Consider the following 21,522-nt stretch of genomic DNA (forward strand, 5'->3'; position numbering starts at 1 on the left):
CGTCAACACTTTGGAGGTCTTCATGAGACTGCGCACCTCATTCGCCGCCCTCTCCGCCGTGCTGGGGATCGCCAGCATGGCGACGTCCGCACAGGCGCAGGTTCCGGACCCGTGCACGGTCTATCTGTGCATGGCCAGCAAGTCAGGTCAAGGCATCGCGCCCGCGAACTGCGCCCCCGCCTTCGCCTACTGGCACGCGCCCGCGCCCGCTGGCCTGGCGATTTATATCTATTGGAAGTTCAAGGCTCAGGCCTCTTACAACAACCGTAAGCAATACATGAACAGCTGCTCGGGCGCGACCAACACCCAGAACAACAACAACATCTCCGACACCATCATGAATCAATGGGGCCGCATCCCGTGAGAAGCACAACAACCGCACGCACCCAAGAAGCCGCCATGATCCGCCGCCCTCCTCTCGCCCTCGCCCAGCCTGCTCAAGCCCCGCTGCGCAAGACCTTGCCAAGAGCAGCACGTGCAGTCCGCGCAGCCTTCCTCGCCATCGCGGCCGCCGCGCTCTTCGGCGTCGCCTACGCTGACGTCGATGTCAGCGACTCGAAAGCGCAAGACAAACTGGATGACATCAAGAGCCGGATCGGGAGCGGAGATCTGAACAGGACAACCTCGGACGTCCTCAAGGAGATTCAGACCAGTGTCGCCAACTTGGGCTTTTCGGCCACGCTGACCCCCGGCAACCAGCTACAGAAGATTTCGGACACCTCTGGCTACGTGCAACAGGCTTGTCCCAGCCAGGGCGGCGCGCTGGGTGGGATCGCAGGGGCCGGCGGGACGAGCCAGAACGTCACCAGCCTTGCCACCATCAGTGCAGGCAACTCTTCTTCAGTCAAGCAGCAAATCTGTCAGCAACTCATTCAGCTGCGTGTGCAGGCCTACAACGACAGCATCGAGATGACGAACCGCTTCCAACAATACAGCGAGCAGCTCACGAGGATCGACAACAACCGCCGCTCAGCGGCGACCCAGGGCGATCTTTGGGCCAACACCAATGAATCGCTGCGCACCATCGGCAAGCTGCAAGCCGAGATGGGCTTCTGGCGCACCCGTCTGGCGGCTTACGAGGCGGCCATCAAATTCCACGAGGGCCAGCAAAACGCCCTCACCCACGCCGCGATCAAAGGCAGCGGCAGCCTGCCCACTGCAGGCCAGCTCATTCAAACGGGCGCCCTGGCGGCTGCGCTGGCCATTCATTGACCCCGCATGCCCCCTGCTGCCGATCACCCTATTACTGGCACCAATTCGTTATGGATTTCGTCTACTTTGCCCTGATCTACGCCTGGGTCGACAACAGGATCAACAGCTTCCGCGACCATCTCATGGGCAACACCATGGCCTGGGCCAGCGCCATCGGCCTGACGCTGCTCACGGTCTGGATCCTCGTGCAGGGTTTTCGCATTCTCACGGGCCAGTCGCGCGAGCCGATGATGGCGATGGTGGTCAACATGAGCCGCACCGCTGTCATCGTGGTCGCAGCCATGACCATGGCCGTGGGCGGCGCCAGCATCCAGACCTTCTTCACCGACAAGCTGGCACGGGGCATCAATGGCCTGGTCACGGGCGACAGCGTTTCGCCCGCTTCGGCCATCGACAAGAACCTGATCTACACGCAAGTGGCGATGGCCGCCATCGATGGCGCCCAGGGGCTCAATGGCGCCATCAGTGCCGACAACGTGAAGTCCGCGGGCAGCGCCTCGCTGATCGCCGCGCTTGGTGTAGCGGGCCCGCCGATGACGGCCGGTGCGATGCTGCTGATGTACAAGGTGGCGATCGCGCTGTTCATTGGCTTGGGACCCATCTTCATCCTGTGCCTGATCTTCAAGGCAACGGAGTCGATGTTCTGGCGCTGGCTCAACTACGGGCTGGGCACCTTGTTCTCGATGGCGGTGCTCAGTTTCATGATCTCGATGGTGCTGGACCTGACGCTGCGGGTCGCCGCCGCGCTGTGGGCGGCCAACGCCATCAACGACCTGTTCAACCTGCAAGGCGCCTCGGGCCTGACCAGCCAGGCGATGCAACAAGGCGGCATCGGGCTCTTGATGACCACGCTACTGATCACTGCGCCAGCGATGGCTGCTAGCTTCTTTGGGGGGACGCTGGGGCAGTTCATGACCTACTCTGGGGTCAATCCCGGTGGAGGTGTGAGCCAGCCGGGGCCCCAGGGGCAGCCGGCTGGGTCGTATGCCCCGCAGCCGACGAGTACGGGTAATACATCGCATCAGACAGGTGGCGGCCCCAACAACCCAAGCAGCACCCCACAAGCCCGAGTCGCGGGAGTTCCAGCTTCTCCCCCTAGTGACACGGTCAAAGTGATGCAATCACCATAGGCAGGCATGGAATATGTTCAAACGTTTGCTGCGTAGTTGGCTATTGGCGGGCACTGGCTTTCTATGGGGTTCCCTTGTCCATGCGGAAGGGGGCTGCTCCCCTGGCTCATATCCAATTGGAGGTCCGAACGTGGCGGCTTGCGCGCCTATCCCGGGATATGGCAATCAGAATGCGACGCAGCCGCCAGCACCGCAGTGGGAGTCTCGATGGGGTGCGATTGCGACGGACGGTAAGCAATGGGCGATGGGCGTAGCCGTCGGCAAACAAAGCAAGCTAGAAGCCTCGCAGGCGGCGATGGCTGAGTGCCAGTCAAAAGGCAGGGCAAATTGCAAAGTTGACGTTGCATTCGGCAACCAGTGCGCTGCGGTCGTTGCGGGTGATGGTGGCTACAACGTATCTCCAGCCCTCACAGTGGATGAAGCCGTTGCGATTGGCGTGAGGACCTGCACTGAAACAGGGGACAAGAACTGCCGCACCTACTACACCACATGCAGCCTGCCAGTACGGGTTCGGTAAGTGCTATGCCCGTCATCAATCGCAACCAATTCAGCTGCTCGCGCTCCGCTCATGCGCTTTGCAAGGCGGACTTCCAATGAAACGCCTCGTTGCCGCCATCCTCTTCATTTTTCTGACTTCTGCTCTACCCGCTTGCGGACCTTCCATGAAAAAACCAGACATCAAGCTCAACCCGCATCCCAAGATGCGCTATGAAATCACGTTGACCATTGAGGGCGCACCAGGGCCGTTCGATGCCGTGGAGGGGACCGCTGGCTATGAAGTGACGAACGGTAGTTGCGTACCGCTCACCCCCTTCAGCGGCGCCACGCTGACTCCTGAAAAAGATGTCCCGATGGCGCTGATCCGAGTGAGCGACAAGGTCTACAGGGGTGAACTCTATGTCGATCTGTTGACTGACGAAGACTACTTCGGACTGGGCCTTTGTCGCTGGTCCATGCCCTTAGCCAACTTCAGTCTGCGGGTGGGCAACTTGGTGTTCGGTCACCCCCTCGCCTTGAATGACATCCTGGAGAAAAAGCCCGTCACGCGCTATTTCTCCATGTTGTCGTACCGCGAAAGCACTCCTTCGAAGGACGGAGAGCGACCATGGGTCATCAGCGGAAATGCGCAGCGATCTGATTTCAAGGAGCCGAAGAGCACCTTTTCGATGACGCTCATTGCCAAGGAGAAATTCGAATGACCATCACGTCCACGGATTACGCACTGTTGGCACAGGATTCATACAAGGATCGCAAGCTTCAAGCAAGGGGTGTCACCCTGGGCGATGTAGCTTATCAACTCCTTGACCATGCCGACAACCCGAGCACGGGATTTCAGGCAACGGCCTACTGGCGGATCGACACTGGCGAGGTGATCATTGCCTTTCGCGGTACCGAGTTCGGCCGCGAGCCAGTGCAAGACGGTCTCGTCGATGCCGGCATGGCGTTGGCAGGCGTAAACGCCCAGGCGCGTGACGCGAATGCCTTCACGCAAAAGGTACTGGACAGGGCAAAGGCCGATGCAGAGAAGAGCAATCGGCCTTTCACCGTGACCGTCACCGGCCACTCGCTGGGCGGTACGCTAGCCCAATTGGAGGCTCATAGATTCGGCCTCAGGGGCGAGACCTTCAACGCCTACGGTGCCGCCGGACTGGTGCATAGCGTTCCGAAAGGCGGCCATCAGGTCATCAACCACATTCGCGCAGGCGATGCGGTAAGCGCAGCCAGTGCGCACTTTGGCGAGGTGCGGGTCTATGCGGTCCGGCAGGATATCGACACGCTGAGCAAAGGCGGATACCGCGACGATGGCGGCGCTCTGAGCGCGCGCAATCCCGCCAGGGCAACCGACTTCAGCGCGCATTTCGTCGACAACTTCGTGCCCGACGGAAAGACACTGGGTCGTTCGATCATCTCGCGGGAGAACGAGGCGCAGTATCGCGCCCATCACGGCATGATCGATCGCTATCGCAACGACGTACACAACGCCCGTGCCATCGCATCCCTTCCGCTGCAAACCGGGATGCAGGCGGGGCAAACGGCCGGCCAGGGCCTGAGGGATGTGGGTCACGCTGCAGGGCAGGCCTACGATGCAGTGCGCCACTCTGTGGAAACGGGTGCTCGGCAAGCGGGCGAGGCGTTGGAGCGAACCGGGGAAGCGGTGCGCGAAGGCGCTTCCCACGCCATCGACAAGCTCACCCGTCAAGGGTCTTGGTTCAGCAACCAGACAGCGCCGATACCGTTGTTAAACGATGGCCAGCATTCTGGCAACGGGCTCTACAAGCAGTCCCTGACGGGCCTGGAGAAGATCAACGCCGAGCGTGGTATTCCCTCCGATCAACGCACCTGCAATGCCGCAGGCACCTTGGCCGCAGCAGCTCGTCAGTCGGGGCTCAGGCAAATCGATCTTGTCGCCGTGAGCGACAACGGCAGCAAGCTCATCGCAGTGCAGGGTACGCCGGGCACGGCACATTCCAAGATGATCGATGTGGACACGACGGTGGCGCTGAACACGCCCCTTGCGCAAAGTTCGCACGCTTTCGCCGATGCGCACAACATGAAACGGAACCAGCAGTCCCAGCAGCCCGTGCATCGGCCGATTCAGACGCAAACCGGACCTGCTCCGGCTTAAGTTAAGTCCGCGTTTATCACTTTGTATTCATAAACAGCACCTCCGGTACAGGCCGTGAATACTTCGCCACAAACCGTCCATTCAATCGTGAAGGGTCTTCGCATCCTCACGGGCCGGTCGCGCGAGCCGATGATGGCGATAGCCGCCATTGATGGCGCCCAGGAGCTCAATGGCGCCATCAGTGTCGACAACGTGAAGTCTGCGGGCAGCGCCTCTCTGATCGTCACGCTGGGCTTAGCAAGCCCGCCGATGACACGCCACGCCCCGCTGGCGAATGACCTGCGCTGCTCGATCAATCCGCTCAGCGGGTCAGCACCATCTGCCGCGCCGCTAAGGCGAGTAAATGACATCGTGCTCCGTACACCGTCGATGCGATGGTTATTCAGATCACCCCTGCAGGGTCAGCGCGGGCCAGGCCACTCTGCGCGGACGGGCTCTCTCATGACCGCCACATGCAGCTCCCGCATGGCCATTCGCACTGTAGTGCGGCATCTCAAACCACTTATCAGTTTCATAGCACCATGCGCAAAACCATCTTCAAGCTTGCTGCAGTCGTTGTAGGCTTCGCGTGCCTACAAGCCTGGGCGCAAAAGACGCCCGCCGAAGCGCAAGACCAACTTGCGGTCACAACCATCGCGCCAGGTCACTACGCCACCGACCAGGGGTGGGGATGGTTAGTCATCGATCCGCAAAAAAAGAGCTCTGTTGGCTTCTCCGTCGAAACGCGATCCACGCTGACGGAAGGCTGCGAATTTGGCGGAGAACTCACCGGGCGGACCGGCGTTGCTCAACGCGGCAAGAGTTCCTGCACCATCACCTTCAAGCCGACCACCAAAGGGGTCGCGCTGAAGCTTGAGACCGCAGAGGCATGCAGGGAACTCTGCGGACTGAATGGCAGCTTCGAGGGCGAGTACTTGCGCGATGCGAATCCCTCGTGCATGCCAGCGGCGGTGGAGGATACGCGTGACCGCTTCAAGAGGCTGTATGACCACAGGGACTACCGCGGCGCGCTGGAGTTGCTGCAACCCGTACTGAGCAACTGCGCTGCCTTTCTGGATGCATTGACTCTCGGATCAATTCGCAACGATCTGGCCATCACGCAGTACAAGAATGGACAGCGGGCGGAATGTATTGCTACGTTGGAGCCTTATCAGAGAGATACGAAACGCGGTGACAAGGCCGTTCTGCAAAACTGGGGGCGGCCCGATGTGGCGGAGGCTTACCTCGCCATCATCAAGGCCGCACGAACCAACTTGCGGCTCTGCGGTCGGTAGCGAGAAACCTTGTTTTCAAGCACGGAGTAGTTTTCAGGGAGAAAACAAATGAACGAAAAGAATCAGCTGAGCAGCCACGAAACGCGCACCTTGGCCTACTTCGCGGTGGGTGTGAGTTCGGAGGGAAGTATCGGCGGACGCGATGTTTCAAACCATCTTTCGTTTGCTGGGAAAGAGCACGGTGGCACGCAATTGGAACCTGTTGGCAACAGCGGCTATTCGCTCGGCACCCTGCAGACAGACTTGGGTGCTCACCCCGAAGTGGCGCAAGCACTGGTGTTCTCCTTCCAGGCATGGGCCAGGAAGCAGCATCCGGACTGGGTACTTGACGAAAAACAGGTGCAACAGACAGCCGCGGACCTTGGCCGCAGCGGCAACACCATTCGAGCCGAAGCGGGCCGCCCGCTGGATCCCTCGGTCAAATCCCATCTCGATACGTTCTTGACCACGGATGCTGGCAGAACCTTTGTGCATGAACGCGACGAACGTCAGATCGACAGGCTGATGCGCCCCGATAGCACGTTTGCCAGATTGCAAGCCACGCCGCTTTACCAGGGTTCATCCCAGGAGGACCAAGCTCGACTCTCCACCATAGCCCTGAAGCTCGAGAACCAAACCGGAGGGGATGGGGAGCGATGGAAGAAAGGGGTCGTGGTACGGAGCGGTCTGCTTGAAAGCATCGACAAAGGCGGTCTCAAGAGCGTTGACGATGTCAGGAATTGGGTGCATGAGAACTTACCGAAATACGTAGGTAACGGCGTGGATCACGCCCTTCGTGGTACAGAAACCTTTCTGCGCCTGGAGCGCACCGACCCGCAAAGCAATCTGAATCGTGCATGGCAAAGCGTCAAAGTCAATGCGACGGTGAACCCTGCATCGCTCGACGCGAACTCCGACCAAGGCAAGTACTACGCGGCGGTGAAAGATCAGTTCCTTCATTCCGGCGCTCAGCATCTCGCGAAGCGCGGCGTACAAAGGGCCGACGTGGCGGAGTTGCAAACCAAACTAGCGAAGCTCGGCTACACCGGCTCTGATGGCAAGCCGCTCACAGCCGACGGGCACATGGGCCCCGGCACGCGACATGCTGTCAAAGCGTTTCAGCACGACAACCATCTCACAGAAGATGGCGTGGCAGGCCGAAACACCTTGAAGGTGCTCGACGTCAAGCTAAAGGAACAAGCATTGGCGCCACCCTTGCGGCAAGAGCCGGGAATTCAGAACAGCCCGTTGTTCAAGCAAGCTCAAAGCGCCCTTCAGAAAACCGACGCCCAGTTTGGCCGGAAGCCCGACCAGTTGACCGACAACGCCGCCGCTGCAGTCGCGGTGGCCGCGCAGAAGGCCGGCCTGACGCGTATCGACCACCTCGAGCTGGGCGGCCCAGACAACAGCAAGCTCTTCGCCGCACAGGGCAAGTTGGGAACCGTGCATTCGAAGGTCATCGACATGCCGACGGTGGAGGCCATGCACACACCCATCACGCAGAGCGCCAGAGCCTTCGAGGAGACGCGGCAGGCCCAGCAGCATGCGCCCGCTCAGCAGTCACCACAGGTGGCCCAGCCAGCACCGCAGCAAACGACGCCGGCCCTGTCTCGGTGATTTTTCGCGGTTCGGCTTCCTCGAACGCGCGGTACATCCCTCAATCAAGCCTGCCTGCTCTTTTCAATCAGGTGATGTTCGATGACCAACGCCAAGTGGGCCAGCGCAGCCCTGACCCTCGTCGCAGCGCTCTTGGCAGGTCTCTACCTGTCCGGTTGGCTCGCCCTCTTCCTGCTCAAACTGGACACGCAATCGCTGTCCTGGAACACCTATCTCGGCTATTGGCAGGCGCTCGACCTTCCTGCCTACCGCACCTATTCGCAGAAAATCCATCTGGCTGGCTATGTTGGCCTGGGCGTGCCGGTGCTGCTCTGGTTTGGCTTGCTGGCAATGCTCGCCAAATCGAAAGCCCCGTCGATCCACGGCGATGCGCGCTTCGGCAACGGCGCCGACCTGCGTCGGCTCGGCATGTTCAGGCCAGCGACCAACGGCATTCTGGTGGGCAAGTTCGGAGGCCAACTGGTTCGCCTGCCGGGTCAACAATTCGTCATCCTTGCGGCGCCGACGCGCTCGGGCAAAGGCGTGGGTATCGTCATCCCCAATCTGCTCGAGTACGGAGAATCGATGGTGGTGCTCGACATCAAGCAGGAGAACTACGAGCTCACCAGCGGATGGCGGGCGCAACAGGGCCAGGCGGTCTACCTTTTCAATCCCTTCGCCGAAGATCGAAAGACGCATCGCTGGAACCCGCTCACCTACGTTTCCACCGACCCGGCATTTCGCGTGTCCGACCTGATGAGCATCGCCGCCATGCTCTATCCGGACGGCGCTGACGAACAAAAATTCTGGGTCAGCCAGGCGCGCAACGCCTTCATGGCCTTCTCGCTCTATCTGTTCGAGAAATGGGACGACGAAGGCAAGCGCGGAGTGCCCGAGCAGTTCCGCACCGCTTGCACACTGGGGCAGATCTATCAGCTGTCTTCCGGCAACGGCACGGACCTGCGCAAGTTCTACCAGGAACTGGCGCTCTCACCGTTCCTGAGCGAGAACGCACAATCGGCGTTCTCGAACCTGCTGTCGCAGGCGGCAGAGACCTTCGCCTCGATCCTGGGCAGTTTCAAGGAGCCGCTCAACGCGTGGATCAACCCGGTGCTGGACGCAGCCACCAGCGCGGACGACTTCCTGCTCACCGATGTGCGCAAAAAGAAGATGACCATCTACATCGGCATCCAGCCCAACAAGCTCGCCGAAAGCCGTCTGATCGTCAACCTGTTCTTCAGCCAGCTCATCAATGTCAACACCAAGGAGCTGCCGCAGAACAACCCGCAGCTCAAGCACCAGTGCCTGCTGCTGATGGACGAATTCACCAGCATCGGCAAGGTGAACATCCTTGCCAGCTCGGTGAGCTATATGGCCGGCTACAACATGCGGCTGTTGCCCATCATCCAGAGCATGGCCCAGCTCGACGCCACCTACGGCAAGGAAGTGGCGCGCACGCTGATCACCAACCACGCCTTGCAGATCATCTATGCGCCGCGCGAGCAGCAGGACGCCAATGACTACTCCGACATGCTGGGCTACACCACCGTGCGCAAGCAGAACGTGACCCGGGGTCGGGAAACCAGCCGCAGCGAGTCGGAAGAGCGCCGCGCCCTGATGCTGCCCCAGGAGCTCAAGGCCATGGGGACGGACACGGAGATCTTCCTCTATGAAGGCATCCCGCACCCGGTGAAGTGCGACAAGATCCGCTACTACCAGGACAGGTACTTCACGCGCCGGCTCATGGACAAGGTGCCGATCCCTACCCTGTCGCTCTGAAGCCGGCGCCCCGCGCCCTCAGGCCGCCAGCAACTGCCGCAGCACGAACGGCAGGATGCCCCCGTGCTTGTAGTAGTCGACCTCGATCGGCGTGTCGATGCGCAGGCGCACCGTGGCTTCCTGGTGGGTGCCGTCGGGGCGGTGCACCACCAGCTTGACGTCCATCTGGGGCTTGAGGTCGCCTTCGATCACCACGTCGATCTTCTCGTGGCCGGTCAGGCCCAGGCTCTGCCACGAATCGGCGCCGCGGAACTGCAGCGGCAGCACGCCCATGCCGACCAGATTGGCGCGGTGGATGCGCTCGAAGCTGCGCGCCACCACGGCCTTGATGCCCAGCAGCTGCGTGCCCTTGGCGGCCCAGTCGCGCGAGGAGCCGGTGCCGTATTCCTCGCCGCCGAAGACCACGGTGGGCACTTCCTGCTCGATGTACTTCATCGCCGCGTCGTAGATGAACATCTTCTCGTTGCCCGGCTGGAACAGCGTGAGGCCGCCCTCTTCCTGCGTGCCCTTGTCGTCGGGCGGCAGCATGAGGTTCTTGATGCGCACGTTGGCGAAGGTGCCGCGCATCATGATCTCGTGGTTGCCGCGGCGCGAGCCGTAGCTGTTGAAGTCGGCCTTGGGCACGCCATGCGCCTTGAGCCACACGCCCGCGGGCGAGCTTTCCTTGATCGAGCCGGCCGGCGAGATGTGGTCGGTGGTGATCGAGTCGCCGAACAGCGCCATCACGCGCGCGCCCGAGAAGCCGGGGTTGGTGGCCGCCGGCTTCATCTTGAAGCCCTCGAAGAAGGGCGGCTCGGCGATGTAGGTCGAGGTGGGCCAGTCGTAGACCTGGCCGGTGGTGCCCTTGATGCTGCTCCAGAACTTGCCCGGATCGGTCTTGACCTTGTCGTAGTTCGCGCGGAAGGCCTTGGCGTTCATCGCGAAGCGCAGGTTGGCGTCGATCTCCTGCGGCGTGGGCCAGATGTCGCCCAGGTACACGTCCTTGCCGTGCTTGCCCTTGCCCACGGGTTCGGTCATGAGGTCGGTCATGACGTTGCCCGCGATCGCGAAAGCCACCACCAGCGGCGGCGAGGCCAGGAAGTTGGCCTTGAGGTTCGGGTGGATGCGCGCTTCGAAGTTGCGGTTGCCCGAGAGCACCGCGGCCGCCACCAGGTTGTTCTCGGTGATGACCTCGTTGATCTCGGCCGTCAGGTCGCCGGCGTTGCCGATGCAGGTGGTGCAGCCGTAGCCCGCGAGGTAGAAGCCCAGCTGCTCCAGGTAGGGCAGCAGGCCGGCCTTCTCCAGGTACTCGGTCACGATGCGCGAGCCGGGCGCGAGCGAGGTCTTGACGTGCGGCTTGACCGTCAGGCCCGCCTCCACCGCCTTCTTGGCCAGCAAGCCGGCCGCGAGCATCACGCTCGGGTTCGAGGTGTTGGTGCAGGAGGTGATGGCCGCGATCAGCACGTCGCCGTTGCCGATGGTGACCGCGCCCTTGGGCGCGACCGGCGCCGTGGCGCTCACATGCGCGGCGGCCTTGGTCGAACGGTTGGCCACCATCTCGACCACCTGGCGCGGCGCGCCCGCCGCGGGCGCGGGCGCCTCGCTGTCGTCGCCCTGGCCGTTCTTCGAGAGCGGGTAGCGGATCTTCAGCTTGTCGGCCGGCTGGTTGAAGCCATTGGCGTCGTTGGGCTTGCTGTAGAGCTCGGAGAACTTGGTCGACAGGTGGCCCAGGTCGATGCGGTCCTGCGGGCGCTTGGGGCCGGCCAGGCTGGGCGAGACCGTGCCCAGGTCGAGGCGCACGACCTTGGTGTAGTTGAGTTCGCCCGGCGCCGGCATGCCGAACAGGCCCTGGGCCTTGTAGTAGGCCTCGAAGCGCTCGATCTCCTTGTCGGTGCGGCCGGTGCCCTTGAAGTAGGCGACCGTCATCTCGTCGACCGGGAAGAAGCCCATGGTCGCGCCGTACTCGGGCGCCATGTTGCCGATGGTGGCGCGGTCGGGCACCGCGATCGATGCGGCGCCCGGCCCGAAGAACTCGACGAACTTGCCCACCACCTTCTCGGTGCGCAGGATGGCGGTCACGTAGAGCACCAGGTCGGTGGCGGTCACGCCTTCGCGCAGCTTGCCGGTGAGCTCGAAGCCCACCACGTCGGGCGTCAGCATGTAGACCGGCTGGCCCAGCATCGCGGCCTCGGCCTCGATGCCGCCCACGCCCCAGCCGACCACGCCGATGCCGTTGATCATGGTGGTGTGGCTGTCGGTGCCGACCAGCGAGTCGGGGTACCAGGTCGGCACCTTGGCATCGTCGTCGGCCGCCTTGTAGACACCGCGCGCGAAGTACTCGAGGTTCACCTGGTGCACGATGCCGAAGCCCGGCGGCACGACGCCGAAGGTGTCGAAGGCCTGCATGCCCCACTTCATGAACTGGTAGCGCTCGTTGTTGCGCTGGAACTCCAGCTTCATGTTCAGGTCGAGCGCCTTGGGCGTGCCGTAGTAATCGACCATCACCGAGTGGTCGACCACCAGGTCGACCGGCACCAGCGGCTCGATGGTCTTGGGCGACTTGCCCAGCTTGGCGGCCACGCTGCGCATGGCGGCCAGGTCGGCCAGCAGCGGCACGCCGGTGAAGTCCTGCAGCACCACGCGGGTCACGACGAAGGGGATTTCCTCGGTGCGCTCGGCGTTGGGCTGCCAGTTGGCGAGCTGTTCGACGTTCTCGACGCCGACCTTCTGGCCGTCGCAGTTGCGCAACACCGACTCGAGCACGATGCGGATCGAGACCGGGAGCTTCTCGATGTTGGGGTACTGCCTGGCGAGTTCCTTCAGCGACCAGTACTTGCCGGCCCCTCCCGACGCCGTCTTGAATGTCTTGAGCGCGGATGCGAAGGGGTGTGCCGGTGCCTTGGCCATTGAAAACTCCTGTGGTTCGTGGAAGCACCTCAAGGATAGCGAGGAACGATGGCAGTGGCTGTAGTCGGTCTTCTCCACCACGGCCTTTCCGCGGGCGGGGCGGCCGGGCCGCGCGGCGGCGGCGCGGTCCCGCGGCAAAACGGCCGGTGCGCGGGACGTGCACGAATTCCACAGTCAAAGCCGCCTGCCGTGCGCGAATTCAACAGGCCCAAATCGACGAACTGAATACAGTCTTCTTCAGCAGGAACCATTTGATGACACACCTAAAAATCAATGGATCCGATCGCCGGGCTCGCCCCGAAATCCGAAAAAACCGACATTCAATTCCCGGAAAGCGCCCATGCTCGACCCTTCCGAACTCCGCTCGTTCTTCCCCCTGGTCGTCACGCCGAGCCACGACGGCAAGTTCTTCCAGAACTACGTCGTGTCGATGATGAACTTCACCGTCGAGGCCGAGCGCGCGGGCATGCGCCTGCAGGCGCTGCTCCACCAGGGCGAGAGCCTGGTCACGCGTGCACGCAACAATTGCGTGGCGCAGTTCCTGGCCAACCCGCAGTGGACCCATCTGTTCTGGATCGATGCCGACATCGGTTTCTCGGCGGAGGCGGCCTTCCGCTTGCTGCAGTCGAACCACGACATCGCGGCCGGCGTGTATCCGCTCAAGCGCGAGGACTGGCCGGCCGAGGGGCTGGCCCAGGGCACGACGCGCCAGCAGTTCGAAGCCCTGTTCACGCGCTACACCATCAATTCCGAGGCGGCGGAAGGCCGCTCGGAGGTCGAGCTCGACATCCAGTCCGACGGCTTCATGCAGGTGACCGAAGCGCCGACCGGCTTCATGGTGATCAAGCGCGGCGTCTTCGAGCGGCTGATGGCGAGCTACCCCGATCTGCGCTACGCGCCCGACGGCATCGGCGACATCGACCGCGGCCTGCACTACCGCTTCTTCGACGTGATGGTCGACCCGCAGACCCGGCGCTACCTGTCGGAAGACTACGGCTTCTGCCGGCTGTGGTCGGGGCTGGGCGAGTCGATCCATGTCGATGCCAACTCCAACCTCTCGCACCAGGGCGCGAAGCTGTACCGCGGCAACCTCGCCCACTCGCTGCTGAACTCGCTGCCCCATGCGGTGGGCGGGCCGTCGGGCGCCGCCATGGTGCTCAAGGGCCAGGAACACCTGGCGCCGAACGCGCCGCCGCCCTAGTTCGGCAGGTGGCGCAGGCCGGGCGGCGCCACCGCGGCATCCCGGCGCGCCGAGGCCCGCAGGCCCATCCACTGCAGTTCCGCCAGCACCAGCACGACCACGGCCTGGGCCAGCACCCAGGCCACACCCAGGGCCGTGGGTGCGACCCCACCGCCCAGCAGCAGCAGCGCGGCGCAACCCGCGGCCCAGGCCAGGTTGCCGACGATGACCAGGCCGATCAGCCGGCGCGGCGGCACCGGGCGTCGCGCCATCCAGGCCGCCAGTGCGGCGTAGGCCAGCAGGAACACGCCGGTGCCGCCGAGCAGCGGCACCGGCAGGCCGGTCAGGCGGGCGAGCGTGTCGCCCAGGCCGAGCTGCAGCGCGGCGGTCGCGGCACAGGACAGCGCATCGGCGGCCATCACGCGGGGCAGGAAACGGGGGGAAGCGAAGATCGACATGGCGGAACTCCTTGCGGTGCGTCGAGAGAGGTCACGCCGCAGGCCCTTCCCGCGGCGTCGGGTCGATGATTCCGCCCCGAGGTCAGCGGGTCGATGACCCGGGAGGTCATGGCGATCACGCGCGGCGGGCCACAGAATCGATGCCATGAACCCTTCCTCGGCCTCCTCGTCCCCCGCCGCCCCGGGCGCGCGCGAGCCCTTCGGCGCCCATCTGCGCCACTGGCGCCAGCGCCGGCACCTGAGCCAGCTCGACCTGGCGCACGAGGCCGAGGTCTCGACCCGCCACCTCAGCTACGTCGAGACCGGCCGCGCCGCGCCCAGCCGCGAGATGGTGCTGCGCCTGGCCGAGCGGCTGGGTGTGCCGCTGCGCGAGCGCAATGCACTGCTGGTGGCGGCCGGCTTCGCGCCCATGTACCGCCAGCGCGCACTCGACGACCCCGCGCTGGCCGCCGCGCGCCAGGCGGTCGAGCTGGTGCTCAAGGGCCACGAGCCCTACCCGGCACTGGCCATCGACCGCCACTGGCAGCTGGTCGCGGCCAACCGCATCGTGCCGCTGCTGATGGCCGGCGCCGCGCCCGAACTGCTCAAGCCGCCCCTCAACGTGCTGCGCCTGAGCCTGCATCCGCAGGGCCTGGCGCCCCGCATCGTGAACCTCGCGCAGTGGCGCCTGCATCTGCTGGAGCGGCTGCAGCAGCAGGTCGCGGCCACCGGCGACGCCACCCTGCAGGCGCTGCACGACGAGCTGGCCGCCTATCCGGTGGCCGATGCGGGCCATGCGGCGCCGCCCGCGGGCGGCGAGCTGGCGGGCGTGGTCGTGCCCTTCCAGCTGGCGACGCCGGCCGGCGTGCTGAGCTTCATCAGCACCACCACGATCTTCGGCACGCCGGTCGACGTGACGCTGCAGGAGCTCGCGGTCGAGTCTTTCTTCCCGGCCGATGCCGCCACCGCCGCCGCGCTGGCCCGCCTGGGGGCATGACAGCGGCCGTCGGCGCCGGCCCACACCAACACGCGGCATTGGTCCCGGCCGCGGCATCGACAGCCTCCGTATGTTGAGGCGCTTGTAGACAACTCCTCAGGCGCATCACCATGACAACGACCACCAACGACCATCAGAAACTCTGGGAACTGATCAAGGACACCCGCTTCGGCATGTTCGTGCACCGCCACCACGACGGCATGCTGCACAGCCATCCGCTGACCACCCAGAACAAGCAGCTCGACGAAGGCGCCACGCTCTACTTCTTCGTGCCCAAGGATGGCGAGATCGCGCGCAACCTGCCGGCCGACGACGCGGTGAACGTGGCCTATGCCAACACCGACAAGGACAGCTATGTCTCGGTGTCCGGCCATGCCGCACTGCTCGAGGACCCGGCGAAGAAGGAAGAGCTCTTCAACCCGATGGCCAAGGCCTGGTTCCCCGCCGGCGTGACCGACCCCAACCTGGGCCTGCTCGCGGTGCGCATCGGCCATGCCGAGTTCTGGGACGTCGACGACAGCAAGATGGTGCAGATCTTCAAGATGATGAAGGCCGCCGTCACCGGCGAGACGCCCAAGAATCTGGGCGAGCACAAGAGCCTCCACATCGGCTGATCGCCGCACCGCCATGCTCGCTCCCCGCGCGGACCGGCGACTTCGCTCGCTGCTGGACGCCGCCGACGCACCGCTCACGCTGGGCGCGCTGGTCGATGGCTGCTTCGATCCCCTCCCCCTGCCCGGCACGGGCCGCACGCTCGAACGCTGGCAGATGCTGGCCGCCGTCGCGGCCCACGACCTGTCGCTGGTGAAGCTGTTCGAGGGCCACACCGATGCCCTCGCCATCCTTGCCGAGCTGGGCGCGCCTCCGGCCCCGCCGGGCAGCCGCTGGGGCACCTGGTGCGCCGAGCCGCCCGACGCGCGGGTCACGCTGAGCCTGCAGCCAGACGGCAGCTGCCGCCTGAGCGGCACCAAGGCCTGGTGCTCGGGCGCGCACGGCGTCACGCGTGCGGTGATCAGTGCCTGGAACGAGCAGGGTGAGCCCTGCCTGGCGGCCATCGAACTGGACCAGGCGCGCGTCACCGTCGGCGACCATGGCTGGCAGGCGGCCGGCATGGCCAACGCGCGCACCGTCGATGTGCACCTTGATGCCGCGGTGGCCACCCCGGTCGGCCGGCCCGGCGACTATGTGGCTCGGCCCGGCTTCTGGCAGGGTGGCGCGGGCATCGCGGCCTGCTGGTACGGCGGCGCCGCGGGCATCGCGGAGATGACACGCCAGCGCTGCGGTCCGCGCCCCGACGCCCATCGGCTGGCGCACCTGGGTGCCATCGACGTGGCCCTGGCCGGTGCGGCGGCGGTGCTGCGCGAGGCGGCGGCCTGGATCGACGCCTGTCCGCAGGCCAGCGCCCAGCTGCCCGCGCAGCGTGCGCGTCTGGTGGTCGAAGCCGCCGCCACCGAGGTGATGACCCATGCGGGCCGCGCCCTGGGTGCGGCGCCGCTGTGCCGCGATGCGCGTTTCGCGCAGGCCATGGTCGACCTGCCCATCTTTCTGCGCCAGAGCCACGCCGAGCGCGACCTGGCGGCGCTGGGCGGCGCCCTGCTGCCGCCCGCGGAGGCGCCATGGCCGCTGTAGCCGAACGGCGCATCGAAGGCCAGGGCACCACCGAGGCCGACTGGCTGCCCTGGCTCGCGCACCAGGCGATGGTGGAGACCAGCGCCACGAAGCTGGTGCCGCCCGGCCACCGCGCCGTGGTCGTCGCACCGCACCCCGATGACGAGGTGCTGTCCGTGGGCGGCCTGCTCGCGCAGCTGCGCGCGCTGTCGCAACCCATGCTGATCGTCGCCGCCACCGACGGCACGGCCAGCCATCCGGCGTCGAGCGTCTGGCCGCCGCACCGGCTGGCGCAGGAACGGCCGCTCGAAAGCCGGCGCGCGTGGCAGACGCTCGGCCTCGACGTGGACCGCACGGCCGAGACCCGCCGCCTCGGCTTCGACGACGGCGGCCTGATGCGCCAGCGCGGACCGCTGGCCCGCCAGGTCGCCGCGCTGCTGCGACCGCGTGACGTGCTCTTCACCACCTGGCGGCACGACGGCCACCCCGACCACGAAGCCACGGGCCAGGCCTGCGCCGCGGCCGCCGCCTGCGTGGGCGTGCGCCTGATCGAAGTGCCGGTCTGGGCCTGGCATTGGGCCGTGCCTGGCGACGCGCGCCTGCCCTGGGAACGCGCCCTGCGGCTGCGGCTCGACGCGGATGCCGCACGTGCCAAGCGCGAGGCGGTGAATGCCTTCACCAGCCAGCTCGAAAGCGATCCCTCGACCGGCGCGGGCCCGATCCTGCGCGGCACCACGGTGCAGCGCGCGCAGCGCCCCTTCGAGGTCTTCTTCTCATGAACACCGAGACGCCCGCCCGCCAGGCCCCGGGTGCGCCCGACCGCCTGGCCTACTTCGAGTCGCTCTATGGCGGCAGCGACGACCCCTACGGCCTGCGCACCCGCTGGTACGAGGAGCGCAAACGCGCGCTGCTGCTCGCCGCCCTGCCGCACCGGCGTTACCACAGCGTCTACGAGCCCGGTTGCGGCGCGGGCGAACTGACGGTGGCATTGGCCGCGCGCTGCGATCGCGTGCTGGCCAGCGACTTCAGCCCGCAGGCACGGGCGTCCGCACAGGCGCGGACCGCCGCACTGCCCAACGTCCGCATCGCGGCCCATGCCTTGCCGCAGGACTTCCCGCATGCCGACGGCCCCTTCGACCTGGTGGTGGTCAGCGAGCTCGGCTACTTCCTCGGCGAAGACGCGATGCAGGCGCTGGCGCGCGACTGCGCCGACGCGTTGGGCGAGGATGGCGTGCTCGTGGCCTGCAACTGGCGTCCCGATTTCGAGGCCCGCGTGCTGGCCACCGACGCGGTGCACCGCGCCTTCGGCGCCACCGGCCTCACGCGCACCGTGGCCCACACCGAGAGCGACTTCGTGCTCGACATCTGGTGCCGCGACCCGCGCTCGGTGGCCCAACGCGAAGGCATCCGGTGATCGGCGTCGTCGTTCCCGCGCACGACGAGGAAGCGAACATTGCCGACACCGTGGCCTGCCTGCGCGCCGCCAGCGTCCATCCGGCGCTGCAGGGCGAGGCGGTGCAGTTGCTGATCGTGCTCGACAGCTGCAGCGACGCCACCGGCGCCATCGCGCGCTGGCAGGGTGCGCGCACGATCGCCGTGTCGGCGCGCAACGTGGGCCAGGCCCGTGCCGTCGGCGCCCAGCAACTGCTCGACGAAGGCGCGCGCTGGCTGGCCTTCACCGACGCCGACACCCGCGTCTCGCCCGACTGGCTGGTGCGCCAGCTCGAGCTCGGTGCCGACGCGGTCTGCGGCTCGATCGGCGTGGACGACTGGAGCGTGCACGGCCACCACGCCGAATCGCTGCGCGAGCACTTCGCCCGCACCTACACCGACGCCGACGGCCACCGCCACATCCATGGCGCGAACCTGGGCGTCTCGGCCGCAGCCTATGTGCGCGCCGGCGGCTTCCGCGCGCTGGCCTGCAGCGAGGATGTGGCGTTGGTCGAGGCCCTGCAGGCCTCGGGCGCGCGCATCGCCTGGAGCGCCGCGCCGCGCGTGTCGACCAGCGCGCGTGCCGATGCACGGGCACGGGGCGGCTTCGGCGACACGCTGCTGGCCGTGATCGCGGCGGGGCTTGCCGCAGCCGTGGCGCCGGAGCTGGTCATCGAAGCCCCGGCCCCATGAAAAAGGCCCGCCGAAGCGGGCCTTGAACGGCAACAAGCGCTTGGATCAGGCGGCGACGCCGTCGGCAACGTTCTGGTATTCCTCGATCTTGTCGAAGTTCAGGTACTGGTAGATCTGGGTGCTGGACGCATCCAGCACGCCCACGCTCGCCATGTACTCTTCCTTGGTCGGAATGCGACCGAGACGCGAGCAGATCGCGGCCAGTTCGGCCGAGCCCAGGTACACGTTGGTGTTCTTGCCCAGGCGGTTGGGGAAGTTGCGCGTGCTGGTCGACATCACGGTCGCGCCTTCGCGCACCTGCGCCTGGTTGCCCATGCACAGCGAGCAGCCCGGCATTTCGGTGCGCGCGCCGGCATTGCCGAACACGCCGTAGTGGCCTTCCTCGGTGAGCTGCTGCGCGTCCATCTTGGTCGGCGGCGCGATCCACAGCTTGACCGGGATGTCGCGCTTGCCTTCGAGCAGCTTCGATGCGGCACGGAAGTGGCCGATGTTGGTCATGCACGAACCGATGAACACTTCGTCGATCTTCGCGCCGGCGACGTCGGACAGCGTCTTCACGTCGTCCGGGTCGTTGGGGCAGGCGCAGATCGGCTCGTGGATGTCGGCCAGGTCGATCTCGATCACGGCCGCGTAGTCGGCGTCGTCGTCGCCCTTGAGCAGCTGCGGGTCCTTGAGCCAGGCTTCCTGCGCGGCGATGCGGCGGGCCAGCGTGCGGGCATCGGCGTAGCCTTCGGCGATCATCCACTTCATCAGCGTGATGTTGCTGTTGATGTACTCGATGATCGGTTCCTTGTTCAGGTGCACCGTGCAACCGGCGGCCGAGCGTTCGGCCGAAGCGTCGCTGAGCTCGAACGCCTGTTCGACCTTGAGGTCGGGCAGGCCCTCGATTTCCAGGATGCGGCCCGAGAAGATGTTGACCTTGCCCTGCTTGGCGACGGTCAGCAGGCCGGCCTTGATGGCGTACAGCGGGATCGCGTTGACCAGGTCACGCAGGGTGACGCCGGGCTGCATCTGGCCCTTGAAGCGCACCAGTACCGATTCGGGCATGTCCAGCGGCATCACGCCGGTGGCGGCCGCGAAAGCCACCAGGCCGGAACCGGCCGGGAAGCTGATGCCGATGGGGAAGCGCGTGTGGCTGTCGCCGCCGGTGCCGACGGTGTCGGGCGTGAGCAGGCGGTTGAGCCAGCTGTGGATCACGCCGTCGCCCGGGCGCAGCGAGACGCCGCCGCGGTTGGCCATGAAGTCCGGCAGCTCGTGGTGCATCTTGACGTCGACCTTCTTCGGGTAGGCCGCCGTGTGGCAGAACGACTGCATGACGAGGTCGGCCGAGAAGCCCAGGCAGGCCAGGTCCTTGAGTTCGTCGCGCGTCATCGGGCCGGTGGTGTCCTGCGAGCCGACCGAGGTCATCTTGGGTTCGCAGTACGTGCCCGGGCGCACGCCCTGGCCTTCGGGCAGGCCGCAGGCGCGGCCGACCATCTTCTGCGCGAGCGAGAAGCCCTTCTTGGTGTCGACCGGGCTGGTCGGCAGGCGGAACAGCGTCGACACGGGCAGGCCCAGCGCTTCACGCGCCTTGGCCGTCAGGCCGCGGCCGATGATCAGCGGGATGCGGCCGCCGGCGCGCACTTCGTCGAACAGCACGTCGCTCTTGACCTGGAACTCGGCGATGACCTGGCCGTCCTTCAAGGCCTTGCCTTCGTAGGGACGCAGTTCGACCACGTCGCCCATGTTCATCTGCGTGACATCGAGCTCGATCGGCAGCGCGCCCGAGTCTTCCATCGTGTTGTAGAAGATCGGGGCGATCTTGCCGCCCAGGCAGACGCCGCCGAAGCGCTTGTTCGGCACGAAGGGGATGTCTTCGCCGGTGAACCACAGCACCGAGTTGGTCGCGCTCTTGCGCGAGGAACCCGTGCCGACCACGTCGCCGGCGTAGGCCACGAGGTGGCCGCGCGCGCGCAGGTCCTCGATGAACTTCACCGGGCCGCGCTTGCCGTCTTCCTCGGGCACGATGCCGGGGCGTGCGTTCTTGTGCATCGCCAGCGCGTGCATCGGGATGTCGGGACGGGTCGTCGCGTCGGGCGCGGGCGACAGGTCGTCGGTGTTGATCTCGCCGGCCACCTTGAAGATGCTGACCGTGATGCTCTGCGGCACTTCGGGGCGGCTGGTGAACCACTCGGCATCGGCCCAGCTCTGCAGCACGCTCTTGGCGTTGGCGTTGCCCTTGTCGGCCTTTTCCTTGACGTCGTGGAACTGGTCGAACATCAGCAGCGTCTTCTTCAGGCCCTCGGCCGCGACGGCGCCGACTTCGGCATCGTCGAGCAGGTCGATCATCGGGCTGATGTTGTAGCCGCCGAGCATGGTGCCGAGCAGTTCGGTGGCGCGCGCACGCGACAGCAGCAGGCTCTTCTCGGTGCCATGCGCCACGGCCGCCAGGTAGCTGGCCTTGACCTTGGCGGCATCGTCCACGCCGGCCGGCACGCGGTGCGTAAGCAGGTTGAGCAGGAACTCGCCGTCGTTCGCCGTGGCGGACTTCATCAGCTCGATCACTTCACCGGTCTGCTTGGCGGTGAGGGGCAGGGGCGGGATGCCGAGCGCGGCGCGCTCTGCGACATGGTCAACGTAGGCTTGCAACATCTTCTTGATTCTCCGGAAACGGGTACGACGGGGGCGGCTGCGGGGGACAGCCTTGGCCTTTGC

20 protein-coding genes are annotated in these 21,522 nt (G+C 65.5%); 16 read left to right on the plus strand and 4 right to left on the minus strand.

Annotated elements, in window-relative coordinates:
* Positions 1-22: 22 nt before the first annotated feature.
* From QTI20_RS20820 to QTI20_RS20840, 6 genes are all read left to right on the plus strand, one after another.
* Positions 23-364, plus strand: a complete 342-nt coding sequence (locus tag QTI20_RS20820; protein ID WP_286554613.1) for a hypothetical protein — start codon at positions 23-25, stop codon at positions 362-364.
* A gap of 35 nt (positions 365-399) precedes the next feature.
* The gene (locus QTI20_RS20825; protein WP_286554612.1) at positions 400-1,212 is read left to right on the plus strand and encodes a hypothetical protein; all 813 of its coding nucleotides are present in this window, start codon (positions 400-402) and stop codon (positions 1,210-1,212) included.
* Between the two features lie 50 nt (positions 1,213-1,262).
* The gene (locus QTI20_RS20830) at positions 1,263-2,342 is read left to right on the plus strand and encodes a TrbL/VirB6 family protein (protein WP_286554611.1); all 1,080 of its coding nucleotides are present in this window, start codon (positions 1,263-1,265) and stop codon (positions 2,340-2,342) included.
* A gap of 13 nt (positions 2,343-2,355) precedes the next feature.
* A complete protein-coding gene (locus QTI20_RS30750) occupies positions 2,356-2,859 on the plus strand; it encodes a DUF4189 domain-containing protein (RefSeq protein WP_353507293.1) in 504 nt (167 codons plus the stop codon).
* A 76-nt stretch (positions 2,860-2,935) separates the two neighbouring features.
* Complete coding sequence (locus QTI20_RS20835; protein ID WP_286554610.1) at positions 2,936-3,541, plus strand: hypothetical protein; 606 nt, start codon at positions 2,936-2,938, stop codon at positions 3,539-3,541.
* Entirely contained in the window at positions 3,538-4,968 is a 1,431-nt protein-coding gene (locus QTI20_RS20840) for an XVIPCD domain-containing protein (protein WP_286554609.1), read from the plus strand. Before QTI20_RS20835 ends, QTI20_RS20840 begins: the two co-directional genes overlap by 4 nt.
* On the opposite strand, the gene QTI20_RS20845 is transcribed toward QTI20_RS20840, so the two are convergent.
* Complete coding sequence (locus QTI20_RS20845; protein ID WP_286554608.1) at positions 4,965-5,318, minus strand: hypothetical protein; 354 nt, start codon at positions 5,316-5,318, stop codon at positions 4,965-4,967. The two genes, QTI20_RS20840 and QTI20_RS20845, sit on opposite strands and share 4 nt — an antisense overlap.
* Positions 5,319-5,489: 171 nt before the next feature.
* On the opposite strand from QTI20_RS20845, the gene QTI20_RS20850 reads away from it, so the two are divergent.
* The 3 genes from QTI20_RS20850 (at position 5,490) to QTI20_RS20860 (ending at position 9,596) form a co-directional block, all read left to right on the plus strand.
* On the plus strand, positions 5,490-6,242 hold the full coding sequence (locus QTI20_RS20850) for a hypothetical protein (RefSeq protein WP_286554607.1): 753 nt from the start codon (positions 5,490-5,492) through the stop codon (positions 6,240-6,242).
* Between the two features lie 48 nt (positions 6,243-6,290).
* A complete protein-coding gene (locus tag QTI20_RS20855) occupies positions 6,291-7,838 on the plus strand; it encodes a peptidoglycan-binding domain-containing protein (RefSeq protein ID WP_286554606.1) in 1,548 nt (515 codons plus the stop codon).
* 81 nt (positions 7,839-7,919) lie between these two features.
* A complete protein-coding gene (locus QTI20_RS20860) occupies positions 7,920-9,596 on the plus strand; it encodes a type IV secretory system conjugative DNA transfer family protein (RefSeq protein WP_286554605.1) in 1,677 nt (558 codons plus the stop codon).
* Positions 9,597-9,614: 18 nt separating this feature from the next.
* Here QTI20_RS20860 and QTI20_RS20865 read toward each other — a convergent pair whose 3' ends face one another.
* Entirely contained in the window at positions 9,615-12,482 is a 2,868-nt protein-coding gene (locus QTI20_RS20865) for an aconitate hydratase (protein ID WP_286554604.1), read from the minus strand.
* A gap of 340 nt (positions 12,483-12,822) precedes the next feature.
* On the opposite strand from QTI20_RS20865, the gene QTI20_RS20870 reads away from it, so the two are divergent.
* Positions 12,823-13,683, plus strand: coding sequence for a hypothetical protein (locus tag QTI20_RS20870; RefSeq protein WP_286554603.1), 861 nt, complete (start codon positions 12,823-12,825; stop codon positions 13,681-13,683).
* Here QTI20_RS20870 and QTI20_RS20875 read toward each other — a convergent pair.
* The gene (locus QTI20_RS20875; RefSeq protein ID WP_286554602.1) at positions 13,680-14,120 is read right to left on the minus strand and encodes a hypothetical protein; all 441 of its coding nucleotides are present in this window, start codon (positions 14,118-14,120) and stop codon (positions 13,680-13,682) included. The two genes, QTI20_RS20870 and QTI20_RS20875, sit on opposite strands and share 4 nt — an antisense overlap.
* Before the next feature lie 145 nt (positions 14,121-14,265).
* Here QTI20_RS20875 and QTI20_RS20880 point away from each other — a divergent pair, with 145 nt between their 5' ends.
* The 6 genes from QTI20_RS20880 (at position 14,266) to QTI20_RS20905 (ending at position 18,828) form a co-directional block, all read left to right on the plus strand.
* Complete coding sequence (locus tag QTI20_RS20880) at positions 14,266-15,096, plus strand: helix-turn-helix domain-containing protein (protein WP_286554600.1); 831 nt, start codon at positions 14,266-14,268, stop codon at positions 15,094-15,096.
* A 110-nt stretch (positions 15,097-15,206) separates the two neighbouring features.
* Entirely contained in the window at positions 15,207-15,710 is a 504-nt protein-coding gene (locus tag QTI20_RS20885; protein ID WP_286554599.1) for a pyridoxamine 5'-phosphate oxidase family protein, read from the plus strand.
* A 13-nt stretch (positions 15,711-15,723) separates the two neighbouring features.
* Positions 15,724-16,725, plus strand: a complete 1,002-nt coding sequence (locus QTI20_RS20890; RefSeq protein WP_286554598.1) for an acyl-CoA dehydrogenase family protein — start codon at positions 15,724-15,726, stop codon at positions 16,723-16,725.
* Complete coding sequence (locus QTI20_RS20895; protein ID WP_286554597.1) at positions 16,713-17,483, plus strand: PIG-L deacetylase family protein; 771 nt, start codon at positions 16,713-16,715, stop codon at positions 17,481-17,483. Before QTI20_RS20890 ends, QTI20_RS20895 begins: the two co-directional genes overlap by 13 nt.
* On the plus strand, positions 17,480-18,118 hold the full coding sequence (locus QTI20_RS20900; RefSeq protein WP_286554596.1) for a class I SAM-dependent methyltransferase: 639 nt from the start codon (positions 17,480-17,482) through the stop codon (positions 18,116-18,118). The genes QTI20_RS20895 and QTI20_RS20900 overlap by 4 nt, the downstream gene beginning before the upstream one ends.
* Positions 18,115-18,828: a glycosyltransferase family 2 protein gene (locus QTI20_RS20905; RefSeq protein ID WP_286554595.1), complete on the plus strand. Its 714-nt coding sequence runs from the start codon at positions 18,115-18,117 to the stop codon at positions 18,826-18,828. Before QTI20_RS20900 ends, QTI20_RS20905 begins: the two co-directional genes overlap by 4 nt.
* A 45-nt stretch (positions 18,829-18,873) precedes the next feature.
* Here QTI20_RS20905 and QTI20_RS20910 read toward each other — a convergent pair whose 3' ends face one another.
* On the minus strand, positions 18,874-21,459 hold the full coding sequence (locus tag QTI20_RS20910) for a bifunctional aconitate hydratase 2/2-methylisocitrate dehydratase (protein ID WP_286554594.1): 2,586 nt from the start codon (positions 21,457-21,459) through the stop codon (positions 18,874-18,876).
* Positions 21,460-21,522: the final 63 nt, after the last annotated feature.

This window comes from Variovorax sp. J2P1-31 (assembly GCF_030317215.1).
Classification (GTDB): domain Bacteria; phylum Pseudomonadota; class Gammaproteobacteria; order Burkholderiales; family Burkholderiaceae_C; genus Variovorax.

Coding starts and splice junctions, on each gene's coding strand:
- QTI20_RS20820 (WP_286554613.1), top strand. CDS start 23: ATGAGACTGCGCACCTCATTCGCCGCCCTCTCCGCCGTGCTGGGGATC.
- QTI20_RS20825 (WP_286554612.1), top strand. CDS start 400: ATGATCCGCCGCCCTCCTCTCGCCCTCGCCCAGCCTGCTCAAGCCCCG.
- QTI20_RS20830 (WP_286554611.1), top strand. CDS start 1,263: ATGGATTTCGTCTACTTTGCCCTGATCTACGCCTGGGTCGACAACAGG.
- QTI20_RS30750 (WP_353507293.1), top strand. CDS start 2,356: ATGTTCAAACGTTTGCTGCGTAGTTGGCTATTGGCGGGCACTGGCTTT.
- QTI20_RS20835 (WP_286554610.1), top strand. CDS start 2,936: ATGAAACGCCTCGTTGCCGCCATCCTCTTCATTTTTCTGACTTCTGCT.
- QTI20_RS20840 (WP_286554609.1), top strand. CDS start 3,538: ATGACCATCACGTCCACGGATTACGCACTGTTGGCACAGGATTCATAC.
- QTI20_RS20845 (WP_286554608.1), bottom strand. CDS start 5,318: ATGTCATTTACTCGCCTTAGCGGCGCGGCAGATGGTGCTGACCCGCTG.
- QTI20_RS20850 (WP_286554607.1), top strand. CDS start 5,490: ATGCGCAAAACCATCTTCAAGCTTGCTGCAGTCGTTGTAGGCTTCGCG.
- QTI20_RS20855 (WP_286554606.1), top strand. CDS start 6,291: ATGAACGAAAAGAATCAGCTGAGCAGCCACGAAACGCGCACCTTGGCC.
- QTI20_RS20860 (WP_286554605.1), top strand. CDS start 7,920: ATGACCAACGCCAAGTGGGCCAGCGCAGCCCTGACCCTCGTCGCAGCG.
- QTI20_RS20865 (WP_286554604.1), bottom strand. CDS start 12,482: ATGGCCAAGGCACCGGCACACCCCTTCGCATCCGCGCTCAAGACATTC.
- QTI20_RS20870 (WP_286554603.1), top strand. CDS start 12,823: ATGCTCGACCCTTCCGAACTCCGCTCGTTCTTCCCCCTGGTCGTCACG.
- QTI20_RS20875 (WP_286554602.1), bottom strand. CDS start 14,120: ATGTCGATCTTCGCTTCCCCCCGTTTCCTGCCCCGCGTGATGGCCGCC.
- QTI20_RS20880 (WP_286554600.1), top strand. CDS start 14,266: ATGAACCCTTCCTCGGCCTCCTCGTCCCCCGCCGCCCCGGGCGCGCGC.
- QTI20_RS20885 (WP_286554599.1), top strand. CDS start 15,207: ATGACAACGACCACCAACGACCATCAGAAACTCTGGGAACTGATCAAG.
- QTI20_RS20890 (WP_286554598.1), top strand. CDS start 15,724: ATGCTCGCTCCCCGCGCGGACCGGCGACTTCGCTCGCTGCTGGACGCC.
- QTI20_RS20895 (WP_286554597.1), top strand. CDS start 16,713: ATGGCCGCTGTAGCCGAACGGCGCATCGAAGGCCAGGGCACCACCGAG.
- QTI20_RS20900 (WP_286554596.1), top strand. CDS start 17,480: ATGAACACCGAGACGCCCGCCCGCCAGGCCCCGGGTGCGCCCGACCGC.
- QTI20_RS20910 (WP_286554594.1), bottom strand. CDS start 21,459: ATGTTGCAAGCCTACGTTGACCATGTCGCAGAGCGCGCCGCGCTCGGC.